Below are 24,849 nucleotides of genomic sequence, written 5' to 3'. Positions count from 1 at the left end.
ATTAAAAAATTTTGGTAAAAGTGAATTGAATTGTAAAAAAGTGTTTCGAAACTATTAATTCCCAAACATGACTCTTCAAAGCCCTAATAAACTGGCTATCACAATGTGAAGTTAGACTTAAGAATTGTTTTTGAGGGGTAAAAAACTACACAAAAAGAGGATTATTATAATGAATGGTGTACAAAACTGCGCTAAAGGAGTATGTTTTTACACCAATTGCAAATTCTTGTTACAAAAGTTAATTTTATTAAAAAAGGGTGCCCTACGGGGCACCCTTTGATCACTTTTTATGAAAAAAACCAAATTAGTATTGGAGTTCTCCCGTGAAATCTTCACTCACATCACGTCCTGCCAGACCATCCGCAAAGCCTTTGTAGGCTACTTTGCGCTGGTAATCGGCATCCCACAAGTTAGGTGCATCATCCGGAATCCAATAAATATGTTCCTCTTCATGATCGCTCACCCCCCAAATGGTAATGCCATACTGCTGGGCAGCGGGAATAATTTCCAGGTACTTTTCGGCCACAAAGCGGTACATTTCAGCCTGGGCCATGAACTGCTCCTCTGAAGGCGCATCTGTATTGACCCGGACATCCAGTTCTGTTACCTTAATCATTTTACCGGAGGCTGCCAGTTTTTCAAACATGGCCACAATGTTGTCCTTATTGGTGTCAATACCAATGTGCATTTGGGTTCCAATGCCGTCCACAGTGGCTCCTTGACTTTCAATATAACTGACATACTCGATGAGTCCGTCGCATTTGGCCAGACTGTGTTCCAGATTATAGTCGTTGATGAAGAGGATATCGTCCGCATTGCCATACTGACGAGCCAGATTAAAGGCCTTTACAGCAAAATCATCACCCAGATACTTCACCCAAAAGAATTCATCGGTTACATCCGGATTGGTTACTGAGCCATCCCGACGCGTGCCATTTTCATTCATAGGTTCATTCACTACGTCCCAGGCCTTAACATCATCTTTATAATGCGTCATCATGGCACCGATCCAACTTTCCATGGCATCCCCTATTATCTGAGTCTTTTCTTCATCGGTTTTCTCTACAATGGTTACAGTTGTAGCTTTCAACTTTGGCGCACCAGCGGCTTCCACAGCACTAACCACCACATTGTCGATATAGTAAACACCGGCAACGGCACCCAAATCAAAGTTCAAGCCTTCAATGGCCCCATCTGAGGTAAACGTCCATTCAATCAATTTCCAGGTACCCGAAGTGCTTTGATCACCCTGATATCTGGCAGTACCGGTGGTAGAACAACGAATACTTCCGGCAGCTTCTGAACGAACATAGAACGACAGGTTATAGTCCCCTTCCGGTAGAACTGAAGTAAAGTCGGAGTGAATTTGAACTTTCCACTGGCTTCCCGGATCGCTGATATCATGCTCCACACGCATGGCACCTTCGCCCTGAAAAGCAGCCTCGCCTGTAGCATGCGTTAATGCGTTGTCCGGTCCATTCCACTTGGACCATCCCTCAATACCTGCTTCAAAATCGCCATTGGCCAACATGTTGATCACTGTTGGCTCAGCATCCAGGTCAATAACTACCAGGTTGTTGATGTCTAAATAATAAGTAACGCCCGGCAGGTACCCCAGGTCAAAGGCCATAGTAAAGGATGTACCGGTAAAATCATCGACCGTAAACTTCACCTGTTGCCAGGTGGAAGTCGTGGTAAACGCCTCCGTAGCACTTCCTGTGGCCATCCAGTCCTTCCAGGGATAGTTGTTGGCCAGCCCGCCGAATGAAATTCGTCCCTGCCCGGGTTGGTCAGAGCGAATATAAAAAGAGACCTCGTAAGTGTGTCCCTCAATGGCAGGAATTTCAGGCGTAATGAGTTGCAGGTTGTAAGCAGCCGATGAACTGGCACTGGAAACCAAACGTATGGCATCTGCACCTTCTCCCAAACCTTCACCTTCGGCCAGTTCGATGCCGTCGCCGGGGTTTTGGCGGGCCCAACCACCACTAAAGGTTCCGTCTTCCAGACCAGTTACATCCAAAACGCTGCTACCAGCGGGGCCGGGAATGATTTCCGGAGCTATAAGACTGTTCAAATAGCTGGCATTTTGATTTTGGTGCCAAACCAGGGTATGACCGTAAGTCGTCAACCCATTGTCTTTGGCCTTCTGAATAAAGGCATCCACATCGGAGAAGTCAATCACGCCACTGCCACTGACCATGGCTGCATGCTTCATGGCATAACCAATCACCACCTCATCAAAATTTTCGTGGACGATGCTGTCGTATCCCTCTCTGTTCATGTACAGATCTAAACCTATGCCAACGCCCAAATTGAGGTCGGTATAAGATTTAAGCGCTTCGTAGCGCGAAATTTTCTCGGATAAAAGCAAGGGAATTTCAGCTACTTCAATTTGTTGACTGGGATCCATCTCCTCCCACTCCATCTTGCTGTCGTCGCAGCCTGTGGACATCAATGCCGCCAGTGCCACAACAGGCATATATTTCTATAGTTCATCTTGTATCTTATTAAATTAATTGTCCAACTACACGTATGTATAACAACTGCTTATTTAACACGCTTTGATTAAGTCTCAAGAACGGGTATAAGGGCCGCGGCCTTATACTTGTTCATAGTCGTTATTCAGCTGCTGCTTCCTCTTCAGGAAAATCTGAATAAACAGGCCTTTCCAAAGAAACAATGCGCCAGTTATCGGTATAAACATTCTTGTCAAAAACAGCTGATTCAATCACTACCTCGCTATCGGCAGCGTTGCCGCTTACGTTAGAAAGGGTCACATCCGAGTTTTCAAAAAAGAATCCGAAGTTTTTGTAAGTAGCTGCTTCGCGGGCGGCCAAAACATCTTCAAAGGTGAAGTCCGTTTCCGTGCTCGAAAATCCATAGAACTGACTGAAAGGAACCGTTACAGTGGTCCACCCCGTCGTTTCAAAAGGCACTACTTCTTTATTGACGATCCAGGGCAGGTAATTATAAACAAAACCAGTCCACTCGCCACCGTTGTAGTTATTCATCAACAGAATTTTCAGAAAACCGGTACCGCCCCATGGTTCGGGCACATACACATCGAACTGAAAAGCCACCTGATTGACAGGTGTTGTGGCCGGGATGTACGGGGTTAACTGACCGCGCCAGTCGTCCACATCATTACCGGCGGTCCACACTTCAGAGCGGCGATTGGCCGCAGGATTAAAGGATTCCAGTCGGGCAGGCCTATGGGCCACATAATTACCTTGCGAAACATTTCCGGTTCCTATCACTTCCGACTCCAGATCTTCAGCGTTGATCATGGTCCCTGTTTCACTCCAACTCCAGAAGCCTTGCTGTCCCCGACCATCAAAATCAAGAATAACACCACCTTTGAAATTAAAATAGGCCGGTGAATAAGCACCTCCATTGGCACCCAAAACAAAAAGAGAACCGCCCTCATCTGACACGCCATCGGGCACTGTTACGGTGACAAATTTGCCATCCTCATCCGATTCAATACCTTCGGTCACTTCAACATCACCGGGGAAAACCACTTTTTCAATTTCCACCAAACCCGAACCATAAATGGTAATCGACTCACCAGGCAAAGGCATGGTATGGGATATTCTGGATACAGATGGCGCAGCTGCTCTGATCTCCAGAGGAATAACCTTCTCCGTTCCCGTTTTTACCAAGCGAATGGTATTGCGCACATCCTCTTCAGCTTCAGAAGTAGGGGTATCTCTGCTCACCTGCAAAAGCATGGAGTTATCGGTGACATACACCGGATTGAAATAAGTGTTATATCCGTTAACAAATACGCGCCGTATACCGGTAAAACCGGAACCTTCAAGCCGCAATACCTGGCCCAGACGAATAAAGTCGACCGGACGATCAGGGACGGTTGACTCTGCATCCTGGAGGAATACTGAGTTCACAACAATCGGGTCGTTGTTCAACTCCTCATCATCATCGTCACACCCGGAGAAGGCTGCTGCCATGAGCAGAACACCGAGCAATAACCATATATTTAGTTTAATTTTCATATGTGTATGATTTATTGTTTTTGTCATATGCAACTCGCCGGGATAAGCTTTTCTTTGTGAGAGATAACGCTCAGGCTCGTTTCATATGCTATACTTTAATTGTTTTCAATGATTATTCAAACAGATTGATGCGATCCTCATTAAACACGTAAGGCACCGGATCCTGTCTTAGCAAAGGATTCTGAACAAGTTCAGATTCCGGATAAGGCAGCAACATGGTTGCAGCAGTGGCGGTAGCCACCTGTTGGGCCGTGTTTTCCTCCAGAGCCTCATAAGATTCTGTTGCCTCGTTGTATTCATACTGGACGGCTCTGTCCTGTGTATCATTTACATAATTCAGCACCTCCTGTTGACGGTAATACGAACGGCGAACCAAATCATACCAATATTGACCTTCCATGGCCAACTCAATGCGGCGCTCATAACGGATATCTTCATACGTGAGCGCTGTTTTGGCTGGCATTAACGAACGTTCACGCACCCGGTTAAAATAAGTCAGGGCTTTTTCATCCGTGATAGTGGCATTGTTTCCAAGCGCTGCTTCGGCATAATTCAGATAAACCTCCGCCAGACGCAACATTTTGGTGGTTAAACCAGAATTCATTCTTTGCACCACGCCATCGGTATCCTTCGTGGAACCAACAACGCCCTTTTTAACGTTGCAACGGTCGGTTGTTTCATAAAGGTATCCACCGGCTGCTTTGGTCAGTTCAGGATATTCCGCATTATAAGTGGCAAAAGTAGCATGTAAGCGCAGGGTGTCCGCAGGATTGTACTCTCTTATCATATCCCAGGAAGCAAAAGTATAATAGCCCCAGGCTGCATCGTCTCCGGTAATTTCTGAATCCCAGGCAAAGTAGGCCTGCTGGGTATTGGTGATACCATATTCTGTTGATCCGCCTACCCATTGTAGCCCGAACAAAATCTCAGGATGATTATTGTTGCCCAGAGTGAACAAATCACCATAACTCTCAGCCAATTCAAGACCGCTCTCCTCTATCACCACTTCTGCAGCTTTGCGCGCCAATTCAAGGTACTGAACATTTCTGGCCCCTCCATTTCGGTCGCTGATATCATGCAGACCGGCATACGACAGGTACACCCTTGAGAGCATACCATAAGCGCTCCACTTGGTCAGGCGACCCGCCTGACCAACCGTGGCGGGCAAATGCAGTGCTGCAAATTCCAGGTCGCGAATGGCAAATTCAAAAACATCATTTCGGGGATTGGTGGGCACAACAGGATTGTTGACCATGGCAGCGTTGTTCTCAAGAAGAATAACATCCCCCCAAAGCGACGCCAGATACCAGTAGGCAGTACCACGCATAAAGCGGGCTTCTGCTATGGCGATATTCTTCTGCTCTTCGGTGACGTTGACGGCATAATCCTTTATGTTGTTAATGGTATTATTCGATTGTCCCACTACATTGTAAAGCGACTGCCAGGCAGATACCAATGGACCGGTCAGCGCTGTTTCCGTGAAATTGGTAAAGGGATAGATATAATCAGAGTAGGGCGCAAAGAGGTTATTACCCCTTCCGTCTCCAAGTGCATAATAAAACTTATCATTAAAGTCGAACCAGACTTTACTGTATAACGGAGCGGTAGCTGCCTGTAATTCAGCGTTACTTTGAAAAAAGTTGCTCACAGTCATCTGACTGTTGGGCGTCATTTCCAAAAACTCCTCGTTACAACCAGTCATGGCCAAAATGGCAGCAAGCGCTACGGTCTGTATCTTATTTTTTATCTTCATATTAATCGACATTTTTAATGGTTAAAAGGTAAGATTTAAACCAAAGGTGTAGATACTGGGTGAAGGATACCTCGCATTGTCTATTCCAGTCATCAAGGCATTCTGATTGTACGAGCCTACCTCAGGATCGTAGCCGGAATACTTGGTAAAAGTATATACATTCTGCAGGTTGGTATAAACCTTAACATTTTCAAAACCGATAGCACTGGTCCATTTCCTGGGCAAATTATATCCCAGAGAAATATTTTGGATTCTAAGAAAAGAGCCATCTTCTACATAGCGGTCGCTCAACCGGTTATTGGCATTGGAGGAGGAAGCAGACAAACGGTACATGTCATCTGCACCACCATTTACGCGCAGGTTGCGGTAATCGTTATCCGGTCCGTTGGGATTAATCACCTCCACCCTTGCATAATCCAGTGCGGTGCGCAGCAGGTTGTGATTCTCGCGCGGATTTTCTAACCACCTGCGCTGGTAATTGATTAAATCATTGCCATAGGAACCGTTCAATGAAATGGTCAGATCGATGCCTTTATAAGAGAAAGTATTACCAATTCCAAAAGTGAACTTGGGTTCGGGATTACCAATAAAGTCCCGATCCTCCTCGTCGATAACACCATCCCCGTTGACGTCCTTAAACCTATAATCTCCAATCCAAACGCCTGTCTCGCTGATTGGCAAGCCTTTTGGACGAGCCGTTTCCTGAATGTTGCCTTCGGCATCCCGGTAGTAAAAGTCCGTGGCCTCATCAAAGCGACCAATAACCCGGTATCCGTAGAACTGACCGATGGGATTTCCCACGGAAGTCCGCGTAACAATGGTTGTTTCCGACCCTTCCTGAATGGTATTATCCAGTGTGCTTGACTTGCTATCCAACTCAACCACTTTATTTCTGTTCATCGATAGAATCAGGTTGGAGCGCCACTGAAAACCGCCGCGATCCACATTCACTGTATTCAAGGTTAATTCAATCCCTTTGTTTTCTAAAGAACCGACATTGGCCCAGGGCGGGGACGTAGCTCCCTGTCCCTGAGAACCCAAATATCCGGGCAAAGGCAGCAGAAGTAATAAGTTATCGGTCTGTTTATAATAAAAATCCGCAATAAACTCCACGCGGTTTTGGAACAGGTTCAGGTCCAAACCGATGTTGCTTGATTGGGTAGATTCCCACTGAAGTTCAGGGTTGGCCGTATTTCCGCTTAATTGTCCGGTTCCCCAAACGGTTGTAACAGATGCCAGTGTTGAGGTGTAGGCGTAGGCCGCAGCATTTTGATTACCCACCATACCCCAACCAAAACGCAGTTTAAGGTTGTTGATTACCGCATGATCCCTTAGAAAGGATTCATTTGAGACCCGCCAGGCCAAAGCAGCTGAAGGAAACATTCCCCATCGGTACCCTTCGCCGAAATTGGAGGAACCATCCCGCCGAAGTGTTGTGGTTAATAAATAGCGCTCATCAAAAGAATAGAACAATCTTCCAAAATAAGACAGCAGCGCATGTTCGCCACTGTTTCCATTGGCCTGGGAGGTTTGACCATCTCCCACATTCAAGTCACGGGCTGAGTTGTTCAGGAATCCGGACCGGTAGCCATAGAGATACTCCCATTGATTGTTCTGCATCTCCTGTCCCAGCATGGCATTAATATTATGCACCTCAGCTAATGTTTTGGTATAGTTCAATACATTCCGCCAAACCCAAAACTTGTTGTAGGATTTGGAACGTTCTGATTGAATTACCTCATTGCTGATGGCACCGAATGAGTAAGAGGGGTTGAACTGATAGGTATTGTTAATACCAAAATCGCTCGACAATTCCGTCTTAATGGTTAAACCGTCGAACATTTCGGCCTCCAGAAAAATATTACTCCGGATACCCAGTTTTTCATTTTCATTTTCACGCAACATGGCCAATCCAACCGGGTTGGTCTGTACATACATGTCGGTATCCGGTCCGTCAAAAGTACCGTCGGCATTGCGTACAGCCACGTTGGGTGTTTGTTTCATCGCTGTTTTAATCAGCGACTGGCCCTCTACTGTCAAATTTTGTTTGGTGTTACTCAGGGCAAAACTGACACCTGATTTGAGCCAGTCCTTCACTTGCGTATCAAAATTCCCCCGGATATTGATACGTTCAAAGCCCGAACCAATGGCAATACCCTCCTGGTCGAGGTAACCAATACCCATGGCGTATACAGCCTTTTCACTGCCGCCGGAGACGCCAATATTGTGACTCTGCATCATGGCCGTCTGAAACAATTCCTCCTGCCAGTTGGTTCCCTTGGCCAATAAATCCGCCCGTACAAAATAGTTGTCACGGGTCACAATTCCGGCATCGGCCCGGGCATTTTTGTGCATGGCATATTCCTGCAGGTTCAACAAATCCAGTTGGGTAGGCATCTGCTGAAGCCCCACGTAACCATCATAGGTAGCTCTGGCTTCTCCGGCTTGCCCCCTTTTGGTGGTCACCATAATAACCCCATTGGAACCCCTGGATCCGTAGATAGCTGTAGCAGAAGCATCCTTTAAAACATCCATGGACACGATGTCGGCCGGATTGATCGAAGCCAATGGATTGTCACTGCTTGAATTGGTAGAGCCGTCAATGACAATACCATCAATGACAAAAATGGGTTCATTGGATGAGTTCAGTGAGTTGATACCCCGAATCCGAATGGAGGAGCTTCCACCCGGGGTTCCTGAGTTTTGCTGCACCTGCACACCTGCAGCACGTCCCTGCAACACCTGATCGATGGAGGTGGGTACCGACTTTTCAATGGCGTCACTGGATACGGAAACCATTGAACCGGTGACGTCGGTTCTTCTCATTTGACCATAACCTACCACAACAACCTCGCTCAGGGCAGTGAAAGATTCCTGAAGCTGAACATCAATATCCCGCTGGTTATTAATTGGAACAATCTGCTCTTCAAATCCAAGAAAATTGAAAATTAAAACAGCATCTCCCGGGGCATTGATCTGATATTTGCCATCCAGGTCAGTAATAACACCACGGGACGTTCCCTGAATAAGGATATTGACCCCCGGCAGGGAATTCCCCTGCTGATCAACTACTGTTCCTGAAACAGAAATATCCTGAGGATACATTGTTAAAGGAAACAACAGCATAAGAAATAAGGTAAGAAAGATACCTCTTCTAAACACATCAGTTTTTCTCATAAAATAAAAAATTTGGTAAAAGGGTAAATACATTCTGTGCTGTTCTGCTACCAGGTAAAAAAAACAGAGCTTTCTATTTTTTAAATCTCATCCCCGTAGCAAAAGGTACGCTCTCATAACGGACCCGACACAGTAATCGTTTTACAATTTAAAAATTAATTTTAAAATTCATTAATACAAAAATAGTCAGTCCGAACCTTGTAGAAGAGTAAAATAATAGGAAAATGGGGGAATTTTTTGTGAAATACCAAAGCCTTTTTGAACGCTCTAAAACACTATACTATGAGAATCAGGACAAAAGACAAAAAGGGATTTTTTTATTCCCCATCTAAAAAGAAAAAGTTTGTTTTAAAAAAATAATCCTGCCTCCTGTTAAAATGTATCAGGGCAACCTTGTTCATCCATGATGCTCCTTAATAAACTCGGTAGCTTCATGCCCATTTCTTTGGTAAAGCATTTACTGAAGTACTTCGGATCGGAAAAACCCACCATAAAGCCGACTTCCGAAACCGACAGCTTATCCTGCCGGAATATCTGAGCGGCCTTTTTGATGCGCATGGAGCGTATAAACTCCACCAAAGACAGGCCTGTTAAGGCCTTCACCTTTTTAAGAATAATGGAATGGCTCATGTGCATTTCGTCAATGATGTAAGACACATCAAAAGAAGGGTCGGCCAGCTTTTTATCGGTGATTTCCATCAGTTTGGTTAGAAATCTTTCATCCATGGGTGTGATGGCCTCTTCGGTGGGCTCCAGCACCATCTGCTTGCTGAAGCGGGCTCTGAATGCGTCGCGCGACTTAACGACAGATTCTACCTGCGCTTGCAAAACATTGATATTAAACGGCTTGGTAATATAACTATCGGCACCTACATGCAGACCTTCTACCATGTTTTCGTCGCCGGTACGGGCGGTGAGCATGATGACCGGAATGTGAGAGGTTTCCTTGCGCGACTTCAGATGTTTGGTCAATTCGATGCCATTCATTCCCGGCAACATCACATCACAGATGATCAGGTCGGGCATAATGGCCGGAATTTCATCACAGGCCTTGCGTCCGTTGTTAAACACCACGGTGGTATATTGAAGGTCGAACACCGTCTTGAGGTAGGCCGACAGATCTGCATCATCCTCGATGATCACCATGGTCTGCGACCGCTCCTTTCCACGGCTGACTTCAGAAATAACGGAATCCTGGATGACAGGCTCCTCCGTGGGTTCAATATGGGCCGTATATTGATCACCGGTTATGGGGCCCACAGGAAGGGTCACCTCAAACCGGCAACCTCCCTCCGGCAAATTGCGAACATTCACATCTCCCTTTAGTACCTCCACAAACTCTTTTACAATGGACAAACCAATGCCTGAACCACCCAAATGTTCAAAACCTTCGTTCTTTAACTGATAAAAACGATTAAACACATTGGCGATTTCTCCTTCCGGAATTCCGGGCCCTGCATCACTGATCTGCAACTTGATCCGTTCGGCCTGGTTTTCATTCTGTAGGCGTTCAATGGAGATCCTTAATGCACTGTTGGCCGGTGAAAATTTGATGGAGTTCGACAATAAATTATGTATAATCGTATCCATCAATCGCTTATCTGAGCAAATGGTGGTTTGGTCTGTTGTCGCCAGTTTCACCTCAATCTGATTCTGTCTCAAAACGGGTTCAAAATCGAGCAAGGATTCCTGTAGGAGCGCTTCCAATTCAAACACCGAAGGGCGAACGGAAAATTGCCCTTTATCCATTTTTCGCAATTCCAGCAGTTGATTGACCTGGTTGAGAAGCCGTTTCACATTTCTGAAGATCATCACCAATACGTGGTGGGTTTCTTCACTGGTATCATTCTTTTCAATCAACTGTTGCAAGGGGGCATGAACCAAAGTCAGCGGCGTTCGGATTTCATGCGAGACGTTGGTAAAGAAACGCATTTTTGCTTCCGCTATTTCCGTCTCTTTTTTGTGTTCCAGACTTTCAATGATCAGTTGGTTCTTCTTCTTAACCGCAATCAGCGAATATTTTCGGAACACGATCAGCAGAAACAGAAAGACCACGGCATACAGGATGTAAGCCCAGACGGTCAACCAAATGGGCGGTGCAATAACCATATTCAATTCAGAGATTTCGGGCGCCCAAATACCATCGTTGTTGGTAGCACGTACCTGCAAGGTATAATCGCCAAAACGTAAATTGGTATAGGTGATGCGGCGGTTGGAGCTACCCGTCTCCTGCCACTCATCATTGAATCCCAACAATCGATAGGCATAGCGGATTTTATCGGGACTGGAAAAATGTAGTGCGGAAAATTCAAAGGAGATCTCATTATCGGAATGGGCCAATTCCAAAGCAGCTGTATGGGAAATGTTCTTCTCCAGGATGCTTCGCCCGTTTATCTTTTGAAAAGGCTGAATACTTCTGTTGTGCAGTCGGAAATCCGTAATGGCCACACGGGCATTGAAAGGGTTGCTGTCAATGCTGTCCGGATGAAAAATGGTCAATCCATCCACACCACCAAAATACATCTCACCGCTTTCCCGGTCTCTAAAAGCACTGTTTATATTAAATTGATCACTGGGCAGACCGTCATTGACGCCGTAACTCACCAAAACACCACTTTCAGGCATATACCGGCACAGACCCTTATTGGTTCCCAACCATAAATGACCGTTGTGGTCCTCCCGGATGGTATAAACCAATCCCCCGGGCAGCCCATCCTTCTCACTGATGTGCTCAAAGGAAACCTCACCGGCCATTATATCGCTGACAGAAATATCCTTATCCAGAATAATTTTATTCAATCCCCGACCGGTTGCCACCCAAATATGACCATGCCGATCCTCCTGAATGTCGTACACATCATTATATGCCAAAGAATTAGGGGCATCACCCTGATGTCGGAACACCTGAAAAGTGCCTTGCCGCTGCATGACCTCTTTGATGGGTGCCACACTTAAGCCACCACCTTTGGTGCCTACCCATAGTAAGTCGCGGGAATCCTGAAAAAGGGTGAGCACTTTATCGCTTCCGAGGCCGAGCATATGAGCGGGGGTTTCGTTGTACTGCTCAATTTGGCGGGTATACTTATTGATGTAGCCAATGCCCTGCCCCCATGTACCAAACCAGATATTGTCCCGATCATCTTCCAACAAGGAGAAAATAAAACCATTCACCACGTAACTGTCGAACTGCCCGGCCTGGTTATGGACGGCCAGACTGTTGGTGGCAGATCCCACCCAGAGCAAACTGTCCCGATCGAGCAAAAGGGCCGAAATTTCACTCTTCCACTGTCCCTCCTCCAATACAACACGCGGAATATTATGGGATTTCTGCAACTTTGAATCATCGGTGTTAAAAAGGTCTATGCCCGAGGCGGCGGTGCCCACCACCAGCATATGACTGTTTCCGGTAATAGCAGAAACCAGATTATCACTCAAGCCATTCGGTTTTCCCGGTAGTAAAGTCCTGAATTGTTTGGCATATAAATCCAGATATACCAACTCATTGCTCTCCGTTCCCACCCACAAAACCCCGGTCCGGTCGATGTACAAAGCATTGATAATATTGTCAGGAATGCCCGAAAACGCTTCCTGCGAATAGCCATAAGTGGCCAGAACTTTGTTGTTGGACATCTGAACCAACCCGCCACCGCGGGTGGCCAGCCACAAATCGCCTTTAGAATCTTCCACAAAATCCTCCACCCAATCGACCGGCAATCGCCGGTCGGGCTCAGCTGAAGAATCATACTGAAGCACATCGTATTCGGTGGCATCAAAAGGCTTGACCAGTCGGCTTAAACCATCGTAGGAAGAAGCCCATAACTGACCTCTGCGATCGCGCCAGATTTTGGTAAAAACCGTTTGCCCAATGGTCTCGGACGATACGGATTTGAAATTGTCTCCGGATTGGATATCGTACTCAAACAATCCCTCCTCTGCACCCAACAATAGCTTACCCGGCTCATGCTGAAAGATGGAAACAATGGAAATATTTTTCCGGATGGGATTAAATGGCTCGTTGGTCACCTGACGGTAGACCATGTTGCGCGAGCGGTTCACAAAGCGGTCTTCTCCGGTTTCATCAGCTGTCTGATACAAAAAAAGCCCCTCTGAAGTACCCGCCCACAGTCGGCCTTCCTCATCAAAATACAATTCGCGTATTAAATCATCGTAGGTCAGATGATTAAATCGGGTAATTTCCCCGGTCGATAATTTCAGCCGGTTAATCCCGCCGCTTCGGGTACCAATCCATAAAAACTCATCTTTTTCAAGGGCCAGACAGCTGATTTCGTTATTGGACAAGGTATTGGGGTCATTGATATCATATTTGTAAGTCACAAATTCATAACCATCAAAACGGTTGAGTCCGTCTTTGGTGCCTACCCATAAAAAGCCCGTGCTGTCTTGAACCATGCATAAAACAGAGGATTGTGACAGACTGTTGGTGGCTGTCACCGTCCGGAAGTTTAGCTCTGAGGCGGCCTGAGCAGAACCGGCCAGAAGCCAGAAAAATAACAAAAGGCAGAAGGTTATTTCTGCAGCAAACAATTTTCGTTTAAGGGCGAGATCTTTAACCATTTTCTATTGAATGAACAGCCTACTTAAAGGCGGTTGACAAAGGTTAAAAAAAAATACAAAACATCATTTATTCCCCAGGTCTTTTATCTCTGTCAATACTTTTCTCCGCTTGGCCGTATTCATTTGAAGCGGGTGCAACAAATCCGGATTATCGGCCAGCTGTCGGCACAAAACGATGCCATCGGACAATAACTTTTGCTTCTCTGCCTTGGTCAGCATGGTTAAGGCAGTCACCGGAAAAAGGTGTTTCTCCTCAACAATGTGTTTCAGGCTCTTACCCTCGGGGTAATCCCAGCTTAACAAATTGAGTCCACTACAATTACCAAAAGCTAGTGCATCCGTTGTAAACCGTGTATTGGTGGCCACCCAGCCATGAAACTCAAAACCATCGTATTGGGGTTGCGACTGGCGCTTCATAACAATATCATTGACCCGTGAACGGATGTAGAGTGGCACCTGTACGCTGGCATATTTACCGGGACTATTATAAAACTTACATTCCACCAGGTGCTGATGCTGATGATTCGTGGCGATGACATCCACCTCGTGCTTAACACACATGCCTTCGACTTCTTGCCCCACTTCCACCTGGAAGCCTTGTGCCTGAAATACCGCGCCAATAAAATTTTCAAAGGGATAGCCCGATGGCCCCAATTCCATAATCGCCTTTTTAAGGCTGTAGCGCGCAGCAGCGCTGCGCTTGTATTTTCGCAACAAGGAAAAGGCCCGGGCATATATTTTTCGCGTGTGCACACCTTCGGTCAGCCACGAAACGATATCATTTACCACCAATTGAATCAGGTCCTCACTGGCCCCCACTCTTTGAAGTGATGCTGCCAATTTTTCGGCAGAAAAAGGCACCAACTCTCCGGAAGCCTTTTGAATTAAAACCCTGTCAGTCATTTTATTTTCTGTAATATTATTTCTATTTCAAATATACCTTTTACTGTCCAGCCTCCACCAAAAATTCAAATACTATATATCAAAAGCTGCTTAAACAACCTAACGATCCCGCCTTGCGGGACTACGTTGCACTTCGCCTCCCAACCTATCATTTATAGCCGAGATCGTCCTTATTTATCAAACCCTGCTCCAGCAATTCCTTCAGCACAATCTCTGTCATGTCACTCTTGAACTGAAACTCATACCGGATATCCATCACATAGGCTTTGAGGCGCATTTTGAGATAGGATTTCCGCTCGTGCATTTCATTAAAAAAGAGTACCACAATGGGCTTGTTAAGATAGATAAACTTTGAGACCTGCGCAGCCTCGGTGGCAATTTTTCGTACTTTTCGGGTGTCAACATCGATGGGAAGGATAATTTCGGCCACCACCTGACAATTCAATTCGCCAGAATTGGCATTGGATACCGAGGCGTTCATCAGCTCCAAATTGGGCACAGAAACCACCGAATCATCCGGTGTTACCAGTCGCGTGGCCCGTAATCCAATCTCCAGAACTTCTCCGTAATGCTGGCCAATTTGAATTTTATCCCCCACTTTAAAAGGGCGGTCGAACAAAAGCATGATACCACCAAACACGTTTCTCAACAAATCCTGCGCTGCCAGTCCCACCGCTATGGCCACGGAAGCACCCAGTGCCAGCAAGGTTTCGACGGGCGGATTATAAATGCCTTTAACAATGGCAAAAAGAATGAACGACCATATCAAAATGCGGACTACGGGAATCAGACTCTTAATGGTTATCCGGGCTTTGGCGCTTTTTTCTGCAAAGGCCTCCAAAACGGTCATTAAAAGCCGAATAAAGAGATAAGCAATGAGCAAAATGACGAGCGTCCAAAATATTTTGGAAAAAGAAATCACCTGCAATACATCCGAGGGAGCATTGCTCATGTCATCGACCGTGGGCCTGGTGGCGGACTTAAGTTGGCTGTCCGCCTCGGCCAATCGGACCACCAGCGTGTCGCCCTTGACCCCAAGGCTGTCGTTTTTTTCAATGACCGCAGGTGAAGGAATGGCAGCATCCACCGCCTCCGAATCCTCAGCCATTTCAACGGCCTTCACACCCAGCGTGTCGACCTGAGAGTGCCAGATGAGCGGGTTCCTTTCGTAATCAGTTTCCCCGACCTGGGCGCCGGCAAGGCCACAGAAGAGCAATAACAGAAATAACAATGACTTCATTAACATATCAATAGGTCGATTTTCTTATGCATACAACTCACATTCCTTCATATACAAAACCCGAATTTCCCTACCCTAAAAAATTGCGTGATTGCAGATAACTGACCACAGGGTTGAAAATAATGGGGTTGATATTGTACTTCTGTCGCGGTCTTATCAATAAGCCCTTTTCCAACATGGGTACCAGCACATTTTTACTGGCCGCCTCTGTTTTATCCATCACCCGGGCAAAGTCTTCCAAAATAAGACCGTCGTGCAAAATAATGGCTTGCATCACAAACAACTCAGCGGCCGACAACTCCTTAATAAAGGAAAAATCGATTTCCTTTATATAGCCAATATTAATGGTATTATCTTTGACGCCCCGCGTTAAGCGCAGCCAGTAGAGTTGGGCCAGACTAATATTACCGAAACTTAAAAGGCTTAATTTCTTGAAGAGGTTTTTACGCAAAAAGGGTTGTTTTTCTGGTTCACTCAAGGCACGAAAAGCCTTGGAATCAAGCACCTCCGCTTCCGGAATAAAATGAAGCCGGAAGCCGCTGATTTTATTTCTTCGGGTAATGATTTCTTCGAGGGCTTCGGGCGACAAGGAGGAAATAAACACCTCGTTGGTAAAATAGTTGGAAATTTGAATGGTCTTATCCAGATAGGACCAGACGTGCTTGGTTATGGCGCCTACCCACAGCACTTTCTTCATGGTATTGGACATCAACTCAAACAACCGTTGAAGGTTGTCAAATCCATTCACCTTCTTCAAATAAAAATGATGCAGATTTTCTAAAATAACGAGGCGACTCTCACTGCTATTATTCAGGTATTCAATAATGGCCTGATTGCTTTCGAAAGCGGGTTGCTCAAACAGCGCACTGAAAAAATCCAGATACTGTTGCTCCGTATTTAATTTCTCATTCAATGTTTGTCGGTCAATTCGCAAATCCACCTCATTGTTGGCCAAAAAATAGTTGAGTAAGGAAGTCACGCCGCTGCCCTTATCGCCAATCAAGGCGACTGAAATAAAACGGTCTTTTTTCCAGTTCACCAATGATTGCTTCAACTCCCCCAACTCCTTTTCCCGGTTGACAAAAAAACGGGACTCATCGGTGGGCGTGAGCTGGAATAAGCGCTGGTAGACGAAAGGTAGTTTTTTGAGGACTTCCTGGGTCTCGTTAATAAACTCCGACAACTCAAAAGTGACGTACTTTTGGTTCTCCACAAAGCCTGCCCGCGCTTTAATATCTTTGACGATCCGAAGTAGATCTATGTATAAGCCCTTACCGGTATGCACCACCACCGGAATCAGGTTCTTAACCATCTGAATACCTTTTTGGCGGAGCTGCCGCGACTTTTCCAGCGCTTTGATGCGCGCGATCTTCAGGTTCAGCTCAAAAATATTTTCGGTATTCTTAAGTCGCTGAATGTCCACATTGAAACGAATGATGCCCTGATGGAAGTCGCTGTGGATGGTCTCCCGGATATGCCCCAGGGCATTCCGGGCCTCTTTTAGATGTTCAATGGCTCTATCGGCGCCTTCCATGGCGCCATGCACCGCCTTTTTGGGACTGCCCTGTGGTTCGTCCAGCATGAGCAGGGTCGATTCCAGACTAAAATCCCACACGGTACTCATGCCCAATATCATGGCACGGGCATCCTCGAGTTGTTTATCGGTAAATTGCTTTATTTGTTCCACCACCTCTTTAAAGCGCGGCAATGCTTCAAAGTGAAGCAATTCAGAGGGAGAAATCTGTTCGACCTCAGCCTCGGTTACACTTTCATCGTACCTTCCTGCTTTGATATAAACCCTTTTTTCCGAGACTTTATCGACCAGTGTATTGGTTTTGTTTAAAAGCTTATCAAAATCCGTTGTGAAACAGATGGTGAGTTTTTCGACCAGACTGGCAATGCTTTTATCGATGAGTTGCCGGGAGGATTCAGAGCGCTCTTTGATCAGCATCTCACGGATGCTTTTTTTGGTGGTACCGCAGGCTTCAATGCGTTGGCGACTGTCCGACAAGAACTTCTCAATGGATTGAAAGGAGGGACTCAGATCGGTTTCAATATGGCGGTCAATTTTCACCTGTAAATCGTGAAAGGCATCAAACACCGAAAAATAAAGGAGGGTAATCTCTACATCCAGGGCCCAATCGTCGAGTAAAGCCTTATAAGATCTGCTCCAGCCATCGAGCAAATGTGCCGTAAGTCCGTCTGCTTTATGGGCATTTTTAGCTACCGTCTCTTTCTTGTAGCGACTCAAGGGAACATAAAGGGTATCCACAAGGGGAAACTGGTCATCTATATCTTTGAAGCAGGCCAGCCCTAATTCTGAAAGCTCTTTTTCAAAGCTCTTCATGGCCTCCTTTTGGCCATGAAGGATGGTTTCCATGGTTTCAGAAATGGCCTCTGTATCCAGCTCTGAAACTTTTTCATTCTGCAAGATGGCCTGATTATAAGCGTCCAGCTTCTCATCTACTTTCCACAATTGAATGAGCAGACGACTGCTCTTGCTCAGTAAATCGGTGGTGGGCTGGTGGCTGGATAATAAATAACGCTGGTGAAAATAATCACTGAGCAAAGCCTGAAAAGGCACTTGCCTGGTTCGATACACCACCGGATCCAGCGGCTTTTTGCGGAACACCTTTCTGATGCTGTTCCGGAGGTGTCGCCAAAAGACTTTTGCCTCATAACGAACATTGAGAAAGGCGGCGTGAGGATAAAGAAAGGGGTTACGCAAGACACCCAAGAGGTATTTTTTGTAGGGCTCCCTGACCTCAATGGTTTCAGGCTGAGCCTGTAACCATTTGTTAAAGGAGGCTTTTAGGTGAAAAACCAAATCGCCATAGGCCGACGCACTGAATTCGTTCTGATGCTTGTCAAGCAGCGCCAACAATTTCTTGCGGAACTCGTGTTGCTGATCCACATGGGTCAGCAAATCATCGATGCTGGTCCCGGCATCTGGCAACTTTTTGTATAGCAGCCGGTACGACTTAACCAGAGCTGCCTGCTCTTTTATCCGACTGCCATAAAATTCAAGCACCAAAGGTTCAATATGTTCCAGAAAGGCCACATAGGCTTGATTAACCGCTTTGTTATGATAGTCCATAGAGGAAATTCGCGTCAATAATTAACATTGTACAAGATAGCAATTTTAGGATAAATATTTTTTTTTGAAAGACCTTCTTTTTCAACCCTTAACGCCTATTATTTCAAATGTGACTTTATTGCTAGGTGTATCAGACTTAAGTAGCAACACTTTCAACTGAATCAAAAACACCTTCATTTGGAACATCGACACCTTCAGCACTTTAATATTTTTTGTCAAACACCCTCTACTTAATTTTGATCCGAAATTTAATCATTAATCATTTCAAACAGCAACAACCATGAAAACAAAAGAATTATTAACACTGGCCCTTCTTACAGTATTATCGGTAAACAGTATAGCCCAGGAAAGGGAAAAACGATTTGGTTTTGAATTTAGCACAGGAGCCTCATGGTCAACAAGCCAGCCTGGCGATGTCCAATTAAATCCAGGCTTTGGATTGGAGGGGATTTTCCATTACCGTTTTATGCCCCACACGGGTGTTTATGCAGGCTGGGGATGGAATCGATTTGGTGCCGACAACTCATTTGCAGGTTCCGATGTGTGCTTCGAGGAAACTGGCTACGTATTTGGTCTTCAATTCAAGCACCCCTTTGGAACTATGCCTCTATCCTATTATTTAAGAGCCGGAGGCTTATTCAATCACATCGAGCTTGAGAATTCCGATGGTAACATTATTGGCGATACCGGTCACGGTTTGGGTTTTCAATTGGCCGCCGGAATAGATTACACGCTCGGCAACAATTGGAGTATTACACCTGGTTTTAAATTCAACTACCTCTCGAGAGACCTTGATTTGGAAGGTCTTACGACCAGTCTTAACCACAACTACCTATCCATAAGGATCGGTTTTCTCAAAAGATTCTAGACCGTAGAGGTAAACACCTGTCGATATGTGGATTAAATTCATAATATACACACTCTTAATGATCTTAGCGGTATTCATTACATTGGTAGTTGACCTGTCAATGAGTAGTCCGGGTAAACCCGAAGCCTTCAAAGATGAGATGGGAAATATCCTTAAAGGAAGTATTTCCGAGAAAAAATTTGTAACCATAGGCGGAGTTGAGCAAGGAATGTTTATTCGTAGTAAAAACATAAATTACCCTGTGCTACTTTTCTTGCATGGTGGGCCAGGTTTTCCAAATTACTTCCTTTTTGAAAAATTCAAACCCGGACTTGAGAATTATTTCACCGTCTGTTACTGGGAACAGAGGGGTGGTGGGCTCTCTTACACACCAAGTACAAGTATTGAAAGTATAACTCTTGAACAACTCACCTTAGATGCCATTGAAGTAAGCAACTACCTGCGAGAGCAATTCAAAAAGGATAAAATTTACATCATGGCATGGTCGGGGGGAACCACCATTGCTTTACCAGCCATATCGAAAGCTCCTGAACTTTTTCATGCCTACATGGCCATGGGACAATTGACCAGGCAGCGTAGATCGGAAAGAATTGCCTACGATTATATGCTAACCCGGTTGACTGAACTGAACGACCGGCCATCCATTAAAAAGTTAAAAAAGTACAGGGATTTGCGATCGGAATCCGATTTAATCTCCTTTTACAACTCGGCTACCCGCGACAATCTCATGCACGAGCTGGGAATTGGTACTATGCGAAACATGAAGTCGGTTTTCAAGGATATCTTTTTACCAGTTTGGACCTGCAGGGCTTATAGCTTAGGAGAGAAATACAAGATCTGGAAATCCAAGATTTTCTTTCTTCCTAGAACAAACCTGAAAACCGAAACCCTAAACACCGATTTTCCAGCGACTTTTCCCAAAATCGACCTTCCCATATACTTCCTATGCGGCAAGCATGATTTAACGGTTAATATCAATCTGGCCAAAGATTACTATAATCAACTGAATGCTCCGGTGAAAGGATTTTACACCTTCGAGAATTCAGCTCATGGTCCGCTTTTTGAAGAACCCGAGAGATTTATGGAGATCCTGGAAAAGGATGTTTTACGGGGATGTAGCAATCTGACAGACCCGGAAAAATAAAGCTTTTGTTTCAAATTCAGTCCTGCAAAAAACACTTTCAGCTTCCTTTTATTTGCCCCCAATGAAATTTTTTTTTCTTTATGAATAAGCTTGAGTACTTTTATTAAATCGTTCACTAAATTCTCTGAAATGACTTTACGGCAAATACACCAGCTTATTCCTTTCAACCGGCTATTTAAACTTGTGCTGGGGATGGCTTTGGTGTTACAGTTGGTTATTATAACCTATAATCATTTTAGCGGATATCACGAACTCCACGGCTTTGACGCGCTTGTTTTAAGAATAGTCAGAGGCGTTTTTTATAGCATGATTGCGGGATTCGCTATTGCGTACCCCGATCTTTTCGTGATACAACATCTTAATAAAAGCCTCCAATGGAGTAAGGGTGTACTAAAAAGGGCAGTGCTTCAGTTTACAGCAATGCTTATAATTGCTACCGCCGTTTCGTCGATCCTTACAACCTTTGCCCATTGGGTCAACAGCTATCCACAAGGCTTGCAGAATGTTCTATTTAACAACATGCTGATTTATTGTGTTGTGAATGCCTTCTTTATGTCAATACTTGAAGCTTGGATCTATTTCAATGACAGCACCAAGGAAAAAGTAAGATCTGAAAAGAATCGTATCATATACGAGGCGCAGATTAGGATGGAAGAGGAAAAGAACAGATATGCCAAACAACTTTTAGAGCAAGAGAAAAGACTTAATAAACATCTTGAAGATGAAATAAAAAAGCGCGAAATCATTACCGGACAACTAAAAGAAAGCCGTGAGCAGCTTAACAGCATCCTGACAAATCTGGCAGGTGCCGCCTATCGTTGCTATTTGGATGACCATTACACAATGAAGTATATCAGTGAAAAGATTTATGACATTACCGGTTATCATGCTTCCGATTTCATTGGAAATGACCAGCTGACCTTTGCTTCCATTATTCACCCTGACGATCAGGAATTTTGCAGGCATCGGATTCTGCAAGCTTCCATGGAAAAAAGACATTACGAGTTTGAGTACAGAATCATTCATAAAAATGGTCAGGAAGTTTGGGTCAACGAGAACGGAAAAGGCATTTACGATGAAGGTGAAGACTTAAGATTTTTAGACGGGATTATCATTGACATTTCCCGGCGGAAAGAGGCCGAAATGGATGCGAAGGATAGCGAAAAAAAATACCAGGACTTATTGAATTTGTTGCCACAGCCCGTTTTTGAGCTAAACCTGCAAGGCGAGGTTGTGCTGAGCAACAAGGCAGGTGATGCTTTTTTTGGTTCTTTGCCAAATGATACCAACAGGAGGCAATCCGCGCTTGATTGTTTTATTCCTGAGGACCGACCAAGAATTATTGAGAATTTCAAAAAGTCGGCTCACGGTATTGACACTGAACCAGGAGAGTTCACCGCCATAAAAATAGACGGATCACTTTGTCCAGTTATGGTTTTTGGCAATCCCATTGTACGAAATGGAGAGACTGTTGGCCGAAGGGGAATTATTGTGGATATATCAGAAAGAAAAAAACAGGAAGAAAAACTTATTAAAGCCAAAAAAGAATTGGAGCGTATAAACAATACGCTGGAGAAAAGCGTTGCCGAGCGCACTAAGCAACTAACTGAGGCCAACACGCAACTCCTGAAAGTTCAGAAAGAAAACCTGCAATCTCAATTCGAAGTACTGAAACAGCAGGTTAATCCACATTTTCTTTTCAACAGTTTGAATGTACTTACTTCCCTTATAAAAATTGATCCCGACCTGGCAGAGTCTTTCACAGAAAGGCTCTCGAAAGTTTATCGCTACGTATTGGAGAATAAAGAGAAGGATCTGGTTAGCCTAAGCACCGAACTGGAATTTCTATATGCCTATTTATTTCTGCTGGATATTAGGTTTATGAAGAAGCTGAAAATCAATATCAAAATCGACAAAGTCTACCACGATTACCAGATACTACCCATTGCTATTCAGCTAATTATTGAGAATGCGATTAAGCACAATACGTTTTCCAGGGCGCAACCTTTAAATATCGAAATTTTTGTTGATAACCATCAGCAATTGAACATCATTAACAACCTGAATGTACGGGAAACAAAATTTGTATCAACTGGAGTTGGTTTGGAAAATATTCACCGCAGGTATGCCCTGGTATCGGATCAAAGTCCCGAATTTACCCAAACCTCTGAACAGTTTATTGCCCGGCTGCCTTTACTCAATCCGAATAAAATTGAAACAGAATAATATAGATACCATGCATGTCGTAATAATAGAAGACGAGGCCTTTGCCGCCTTGCGATTGAAAAAGATGATTCAGGATTTTAACCCGGAGATAAAAATTCTGGCAGAGTTAGAATCGGTAGCCGAATCGGTAAAATGGTTCAAATCGAATCCTGAACCCGATCTAATTTTTCTCGATATTCATCTTGAGGATGATCTCAGTTTTGCCATATTCGATCAAGTAAACATTTCAAGCCCGGTAATCTTTACAACTGCATTTGATGAATATGCCATAAAGGCTTTTAAGCTTAAAAGCATTGACTACCTTTTAAAACCCATTGTTCACGAGGAACTGGCTGCTGCATTAAAAAAGTACGAACAATTTAGCGGTTTGCATCCTAAATCCATCGACCTGCAATCGCTTTACAATCTGCTAACCACCAATGAAAAAAAATACCGGGAGCGTTTGTCCATTTCGGTTGGTCCAAAGATTAAGATGGTTGAGGTAAAAGAAATTGCCTATTTCTTTGTAATGGATAAAGGCGTTTACCTTCGCACAAGCACGGGCAGCACCTATAACATCGATTTCACATTGGATAAGTTGGAAGAGCTACTAAACCCCGATTCATTCCTGAGAATCAACCGCAAATATGTCATCAACATTACATCCATTTCGCAAATGATAAGCTATTCACGTGGACGTGTAAAACTTGAGTTACATCCCAAAGCAGATAATGAGTTTGATACCATTGTAAGTATCGACCGATCTGCCAAATTCAAGAAGTGGATAAATAGGTAAATCATTCTTTCGACCGAAAATACAAAAGCGGACCTTCTCAAAACTACCCGGAACAGACAGGATTTGAAGGGAGTGTCAACGGCCATTCCATTTAAAAATGGGGGCGAGCCACCAGGATACCGGAAACGGTGGCCATATTCTGCAGGTATTGGCTGAGGGGGACAGGAGAAATCTCGACCAGATTGGTGCGGGTGGAGGCGTGCAAAAGATATAAGCGCTCCCCTTGAAAACAGGCAAAGCCGGTGTGCGATACATCCAGGCCCTCAATGGTGGTGACAAAGGCGATGATATCCCCATCCACAATCAGATGCTCCCTATCCTGGATGCTGTCCTTGGTGATGTAGGCCATTTCAGTGTTGGCCAGATCTTCTTCATGCAATCTTATTTTTTCCACCAAGGCGGGATTTTTCTCCAACTGCGGGTAAAATCCGGGGTGGGCCGACATAAAATCAAGCCCCATATCCATGGAAGCGTTTCCTATGCTATCGCTGATGAGGGTCAAAAAACCCCGACGCTCATTGTTTTTTAGCCAGTCCGTAAAATAATGCAGACGCGAGGGATAACCCTTCACCACCCCGTCACGATAGCGCAAGCGCTGCAGTTCATAAGCCATCCGGCCAAAATCAGTCCCTCCATCCAGGGACACCTGAACCATGGCCAGGACATACTCTACAAAAGTGGTGCAATCCACATTCCTGAGATTGACCACCAATTCCTCCGCTCCTTCCCGCTCAAGTGTGGCAGCCACGTAGGGGGTTCCCACAAAAGCCTTTGCCGTTGCTATAATGCGTTCATTAAGGGCCACAGCAGTGTCCATCGGCGTCAACACCTCCTTCATCACCTCATCATAAAACAGAGAATCAGATGCCGTAGCCACAAATTGACCCTGTTGCAGTGTCGGGCCCTCCACATTCTCCTCGTTGGAAGAAGCCCTTCCCTGGCAGGAAACCACAATCATCAGTGGAAGCAATAAAATCCATCGGCTCATAACACAGAATAATAAACGTTTCAGCTAATTTACAACATTTTTCCTGTCCCTACCACCCCATCGACCCAATCATCCCTTTCTACCCCATCT

The 24,849-nt window shown here is 45.0% G+C and carries 13 protein-coding genes; 4 read left to right on the top strand and 9 right to left on the bottom strand.

Going from position 1 to position 24,849, the window contains the following annotated elements; all coding sequences use genetic code 11:
* Positions 1-304: 304 nt before the first annotated feature.
* The 8 genes from JCM15548_RS13375 to JCM15548_RS13340 all read right to left on the bottom strand — a co-directional run bounded on the left by JCM15548_RS13375 (position 305) and on the right by JCM15548_RS13340 (position 18,776).
* The gene (locus JCM15548_RS13375) at positions 305-2,479 is read right to left on the bottom strand and encodes an endo-1,4-beta-xylanase (protein WP_062126325.1); all 2,175 of its coding nucleotides are present in this window, start codon (positions 2,477-2,479) and stop codon (positions 305-307) included.
* Positions 2,480-2,618: 139 nt separating this feature from the next.
* Positions 2,619-4,013, bottom strand: coding sequence for a glycan-binding surface protein (locus tag JCM15548_RS13370; RefSeq protein ID WP_062126322.1), 1,395 nt, complete (start codon positions 4,011-4,013; stop codon positions 2,619-2,621).
* Between the two features lie 112 nt (positions 4,014-4,125).
* Complete coding sequence (locus tag JCM15548_RS13365) at positions 4,126-5,766, bottom strand: RagB/SusD family nutrient uptake outer membrane protein (RefSeq protein WP_062126319.1); 1,641 nt, start codon at positions 5,764-5,766, stop codon at positions 4,126-4,128.
* A 21-nt stretch (positions 5,767-5,787) separates the two neighbouring features.
* The gene (locus tag JCM15548_RS13360; protein ID WP_062126354.1) at positions 5,788-8,943 is read right to left on the bottom strand and encodes a SusC/RagA family TonB-linked outer membrane protein; all 3,156 of its coding nucleotides are present in this window, start codon (positions 8,941-8,943) and stop codon (positions 5,788-5,790) included.
* Between the two features lie 372 nt (positions 8,944-9,315).
* Entirely contained in the window at positions 9,316-13,458 is a 4,143-nt protein-coding gene (locus tag JCM15548_RS13355; RefSeq protein ID WP_162198246.1) for a hybrid sensor histidine kinase/response regulator transcription factor, read from the bottom strand.
* 123 nt (positions 13,459-13,581) lie between these two features.
* On the bottom strand, positions 13,582-14,421 hold the full coding sequence (locus tag JCM15548_RS13350; RefSeq protein WP_062126314.1) for a restriction endonuclease: 840 nt from the start codon (positions 14,419-14,421) through the stop codon (positions 13,582-13,584).
* A gap of 148 nt (positions 14,422-14,569) precedes the next feature.
* Positions 14,570-15,661 (bottom strand): mechanosensitive ion channel family protein, encoded by a 1,092-nt coding sequence (locus JCM15548_RS13345; RefSeq protein ID WP_062126311.1) that lies wholly within the window; start codon positions 15,659-15,661, stop codon positions 14,570-14,572.
* 70 nt (positions 15,662-15,731) lie between these two features.
* Positions 15,732-18,776, bottom strand: coding sequence for an ATP-binding protein (locus JCM15548_RS13340; RefSeq protein ID WP_157482757.1), 3,045 nt, complete (start codon positions 18,774-18,776; stop codon positions 15,732-15,734).
* 262 nt (positions 18,777-19,038) lie between these two features.
* Between JCM15548_RS13340 and JCM15548_RS13335 the strand changes: the two genes are divergently transcribed.
* From JCM15548_RS13335 to JCM15548_RS13320, 4 genes are all read left to right on the top strand, one after another.
* Positions 19,039-19,626 carry an outer membrane beta-barrel protein gene (locus JCM15548_RS13335; protein WP_062126305.1) on the top strand — a complete coding sequence of 196 codons (588 nt, stop codon included), beginning with the start codon at positions 19,039-19,041 and terminating at the stop codon, positions 19,624-19,626.
* A gap of 58 nt (positions 19,627-19,684) precedes the next feature.
* The gene (locus tag JCM15548_RS13330; protein WP_162198245.1) at positions 19,685-20,770 is read left to right on the top strand and encodes an alpha/beta fold hydrolase; all 1,086 of its coding nucleotides are present in this window, start codon (positions 19,685-19,687) and stop codon (positions 20,768-20,770) included.
* A gap of 129 nt (positions 20,771-20,899) precedes the next feature.
* Complete coding sequence (locus JCM15548_RS13325; RefSeq protein ID WP_083985143.1) at positions 20,900-22,996, top strand: PAS domain S-box protein; 2,097 nt, start codon at positions 20,900-20,902, stop codon at positions 22,994-22,996.
* A 10-nt stretch (positions 22,997-23,006) separates the two neighbouring features.
* A complete protein-coding gene (locus JCM15548_RS13320) occupies positions 23,007-23,771 on the top strand; it encodes a LytR/AlgR family response regulator transcription factor (RefSeq protein ID WP_062126296.1) in 765 nt (254 codons plus the stop codon).
* Positions 23,772-23,862: 91 nt separating this feature from the next.
* Here the strand turns inward: JCM15548_RS13320 and JCM15548_RS13315 are convergent, their stop codons facing one another.
* A complete protein-coding gene (locus JCM15548_RS13315) occupies positions 23,863-24,759 on the bottom strand; it encodes an N-acetylmuramoyl-L-alanine amidase-like domain-containing protein (RefSeq protein WP_062126293.1) in 897 nt (298 codons plus the stop codon).
* Between the last annotated feature and the right edge of the window lie 90 nt (positions 24,760-24,849).

Origin of the sequence: Geofilum rubicundum JCM 15548 (genome assembly GCF_000974365.1) — a bacterium.
Taxonomy (GTDB): Bacteria; Bacteroidota; Bacteroidia; order Bacteroidales; family Marinilabiliaceae; genus Geofilum; species Geofilum rubicundum.
This window is presented reverse-complemented; position numbering and strand designations above follow the sequence as displayed.

What these genes read in the sequence shown, in the direction of transcription:
- JCM15548_RS13320 (WP_062126296.1), top strand. Translation starts at nt 23,007, where the DNA reads ATGCATGTCGTAATAATAGAAGACGAGGCCTTTGCCGCCTTGCGATTG.
- JCM15548_RS13325 (WP_083985143.1), top strand. Translation starts at nt 20,900, where the DNA reads ATGACTTTACGGCAAATACACCAGCTTATTCCTTTCAACCGGCTATTT.
- JCM15548_RS13345 (WP_062126311.1), bottom strand. Translation starts at nt 15,661, where the DNA reads ATGAAGTCATTGTTATTTCTGTTATTGCTCTTCTGTGGCCTTGCCGGC.
- JCM15548_RS13375 (WP_062126325.1), bottom strand. Translation starts at nt 2,479, where the DNA reads ATGCCTGTTGTGGCACTGGCGGCATTGATGTCCACAGGCTGCGACGAC.
- JCM15548_RS13315 (WP_062126293.1), bottom strand. Translation starts at nt 24,759, where the DNA reads ATGAGCCGATGGATTTTATTGCTTCCACTGATGATTGTGGTTTCCTGC.
- JCM15548_RS13370 (WP_062126322.1), bottom strand. Translation starts at nt 4,013, where the DNA reads ATGAAAATTAAACTAAATATATGGTTATTGCTCGGTGTTCTGCTCATG.
- JCM15548_RS13335 (WP_062126305.1), top strand. Translation starts at nt 19,039, where the DNA reads ATGAAAACAAAAGAATTATTAACACTGGCCCTTCTTACAGTATTATCG.
- JCM15548_RS13330 (WP_162198245.1), top strand. Translation starts at nt 19,685, where the DNA reads ATGATCTTAGCGGTATTCATTACATTGGTAGTTGACCTGTCAATGAGT.
- JCM15548_RS13360 (WP_062126354.1), bottom strand. Translation starts at nt 8,943, where the DNA reads ATGAGAAAAACTGATGTGTTTAGAAGAGGTATCTTTCTTACCTTATTT.
- JCM15548_RS13350 (WP_062126314.1), bottom strand. Translation starts at nt 14,421, where the DNA reads ATGACTGACAGGGTTTTAATTCAAAAGGCTTCCGGAGAGTTGGTGCCT.
- JCM15548_RS13365 (WP_062126319.1), bottom strand. Translation starts at nt 5,766, where the DNA reads ATGAAGATAAAAAATAAGATACAGACCGTAGCGCTTGCTGCCATTTTG.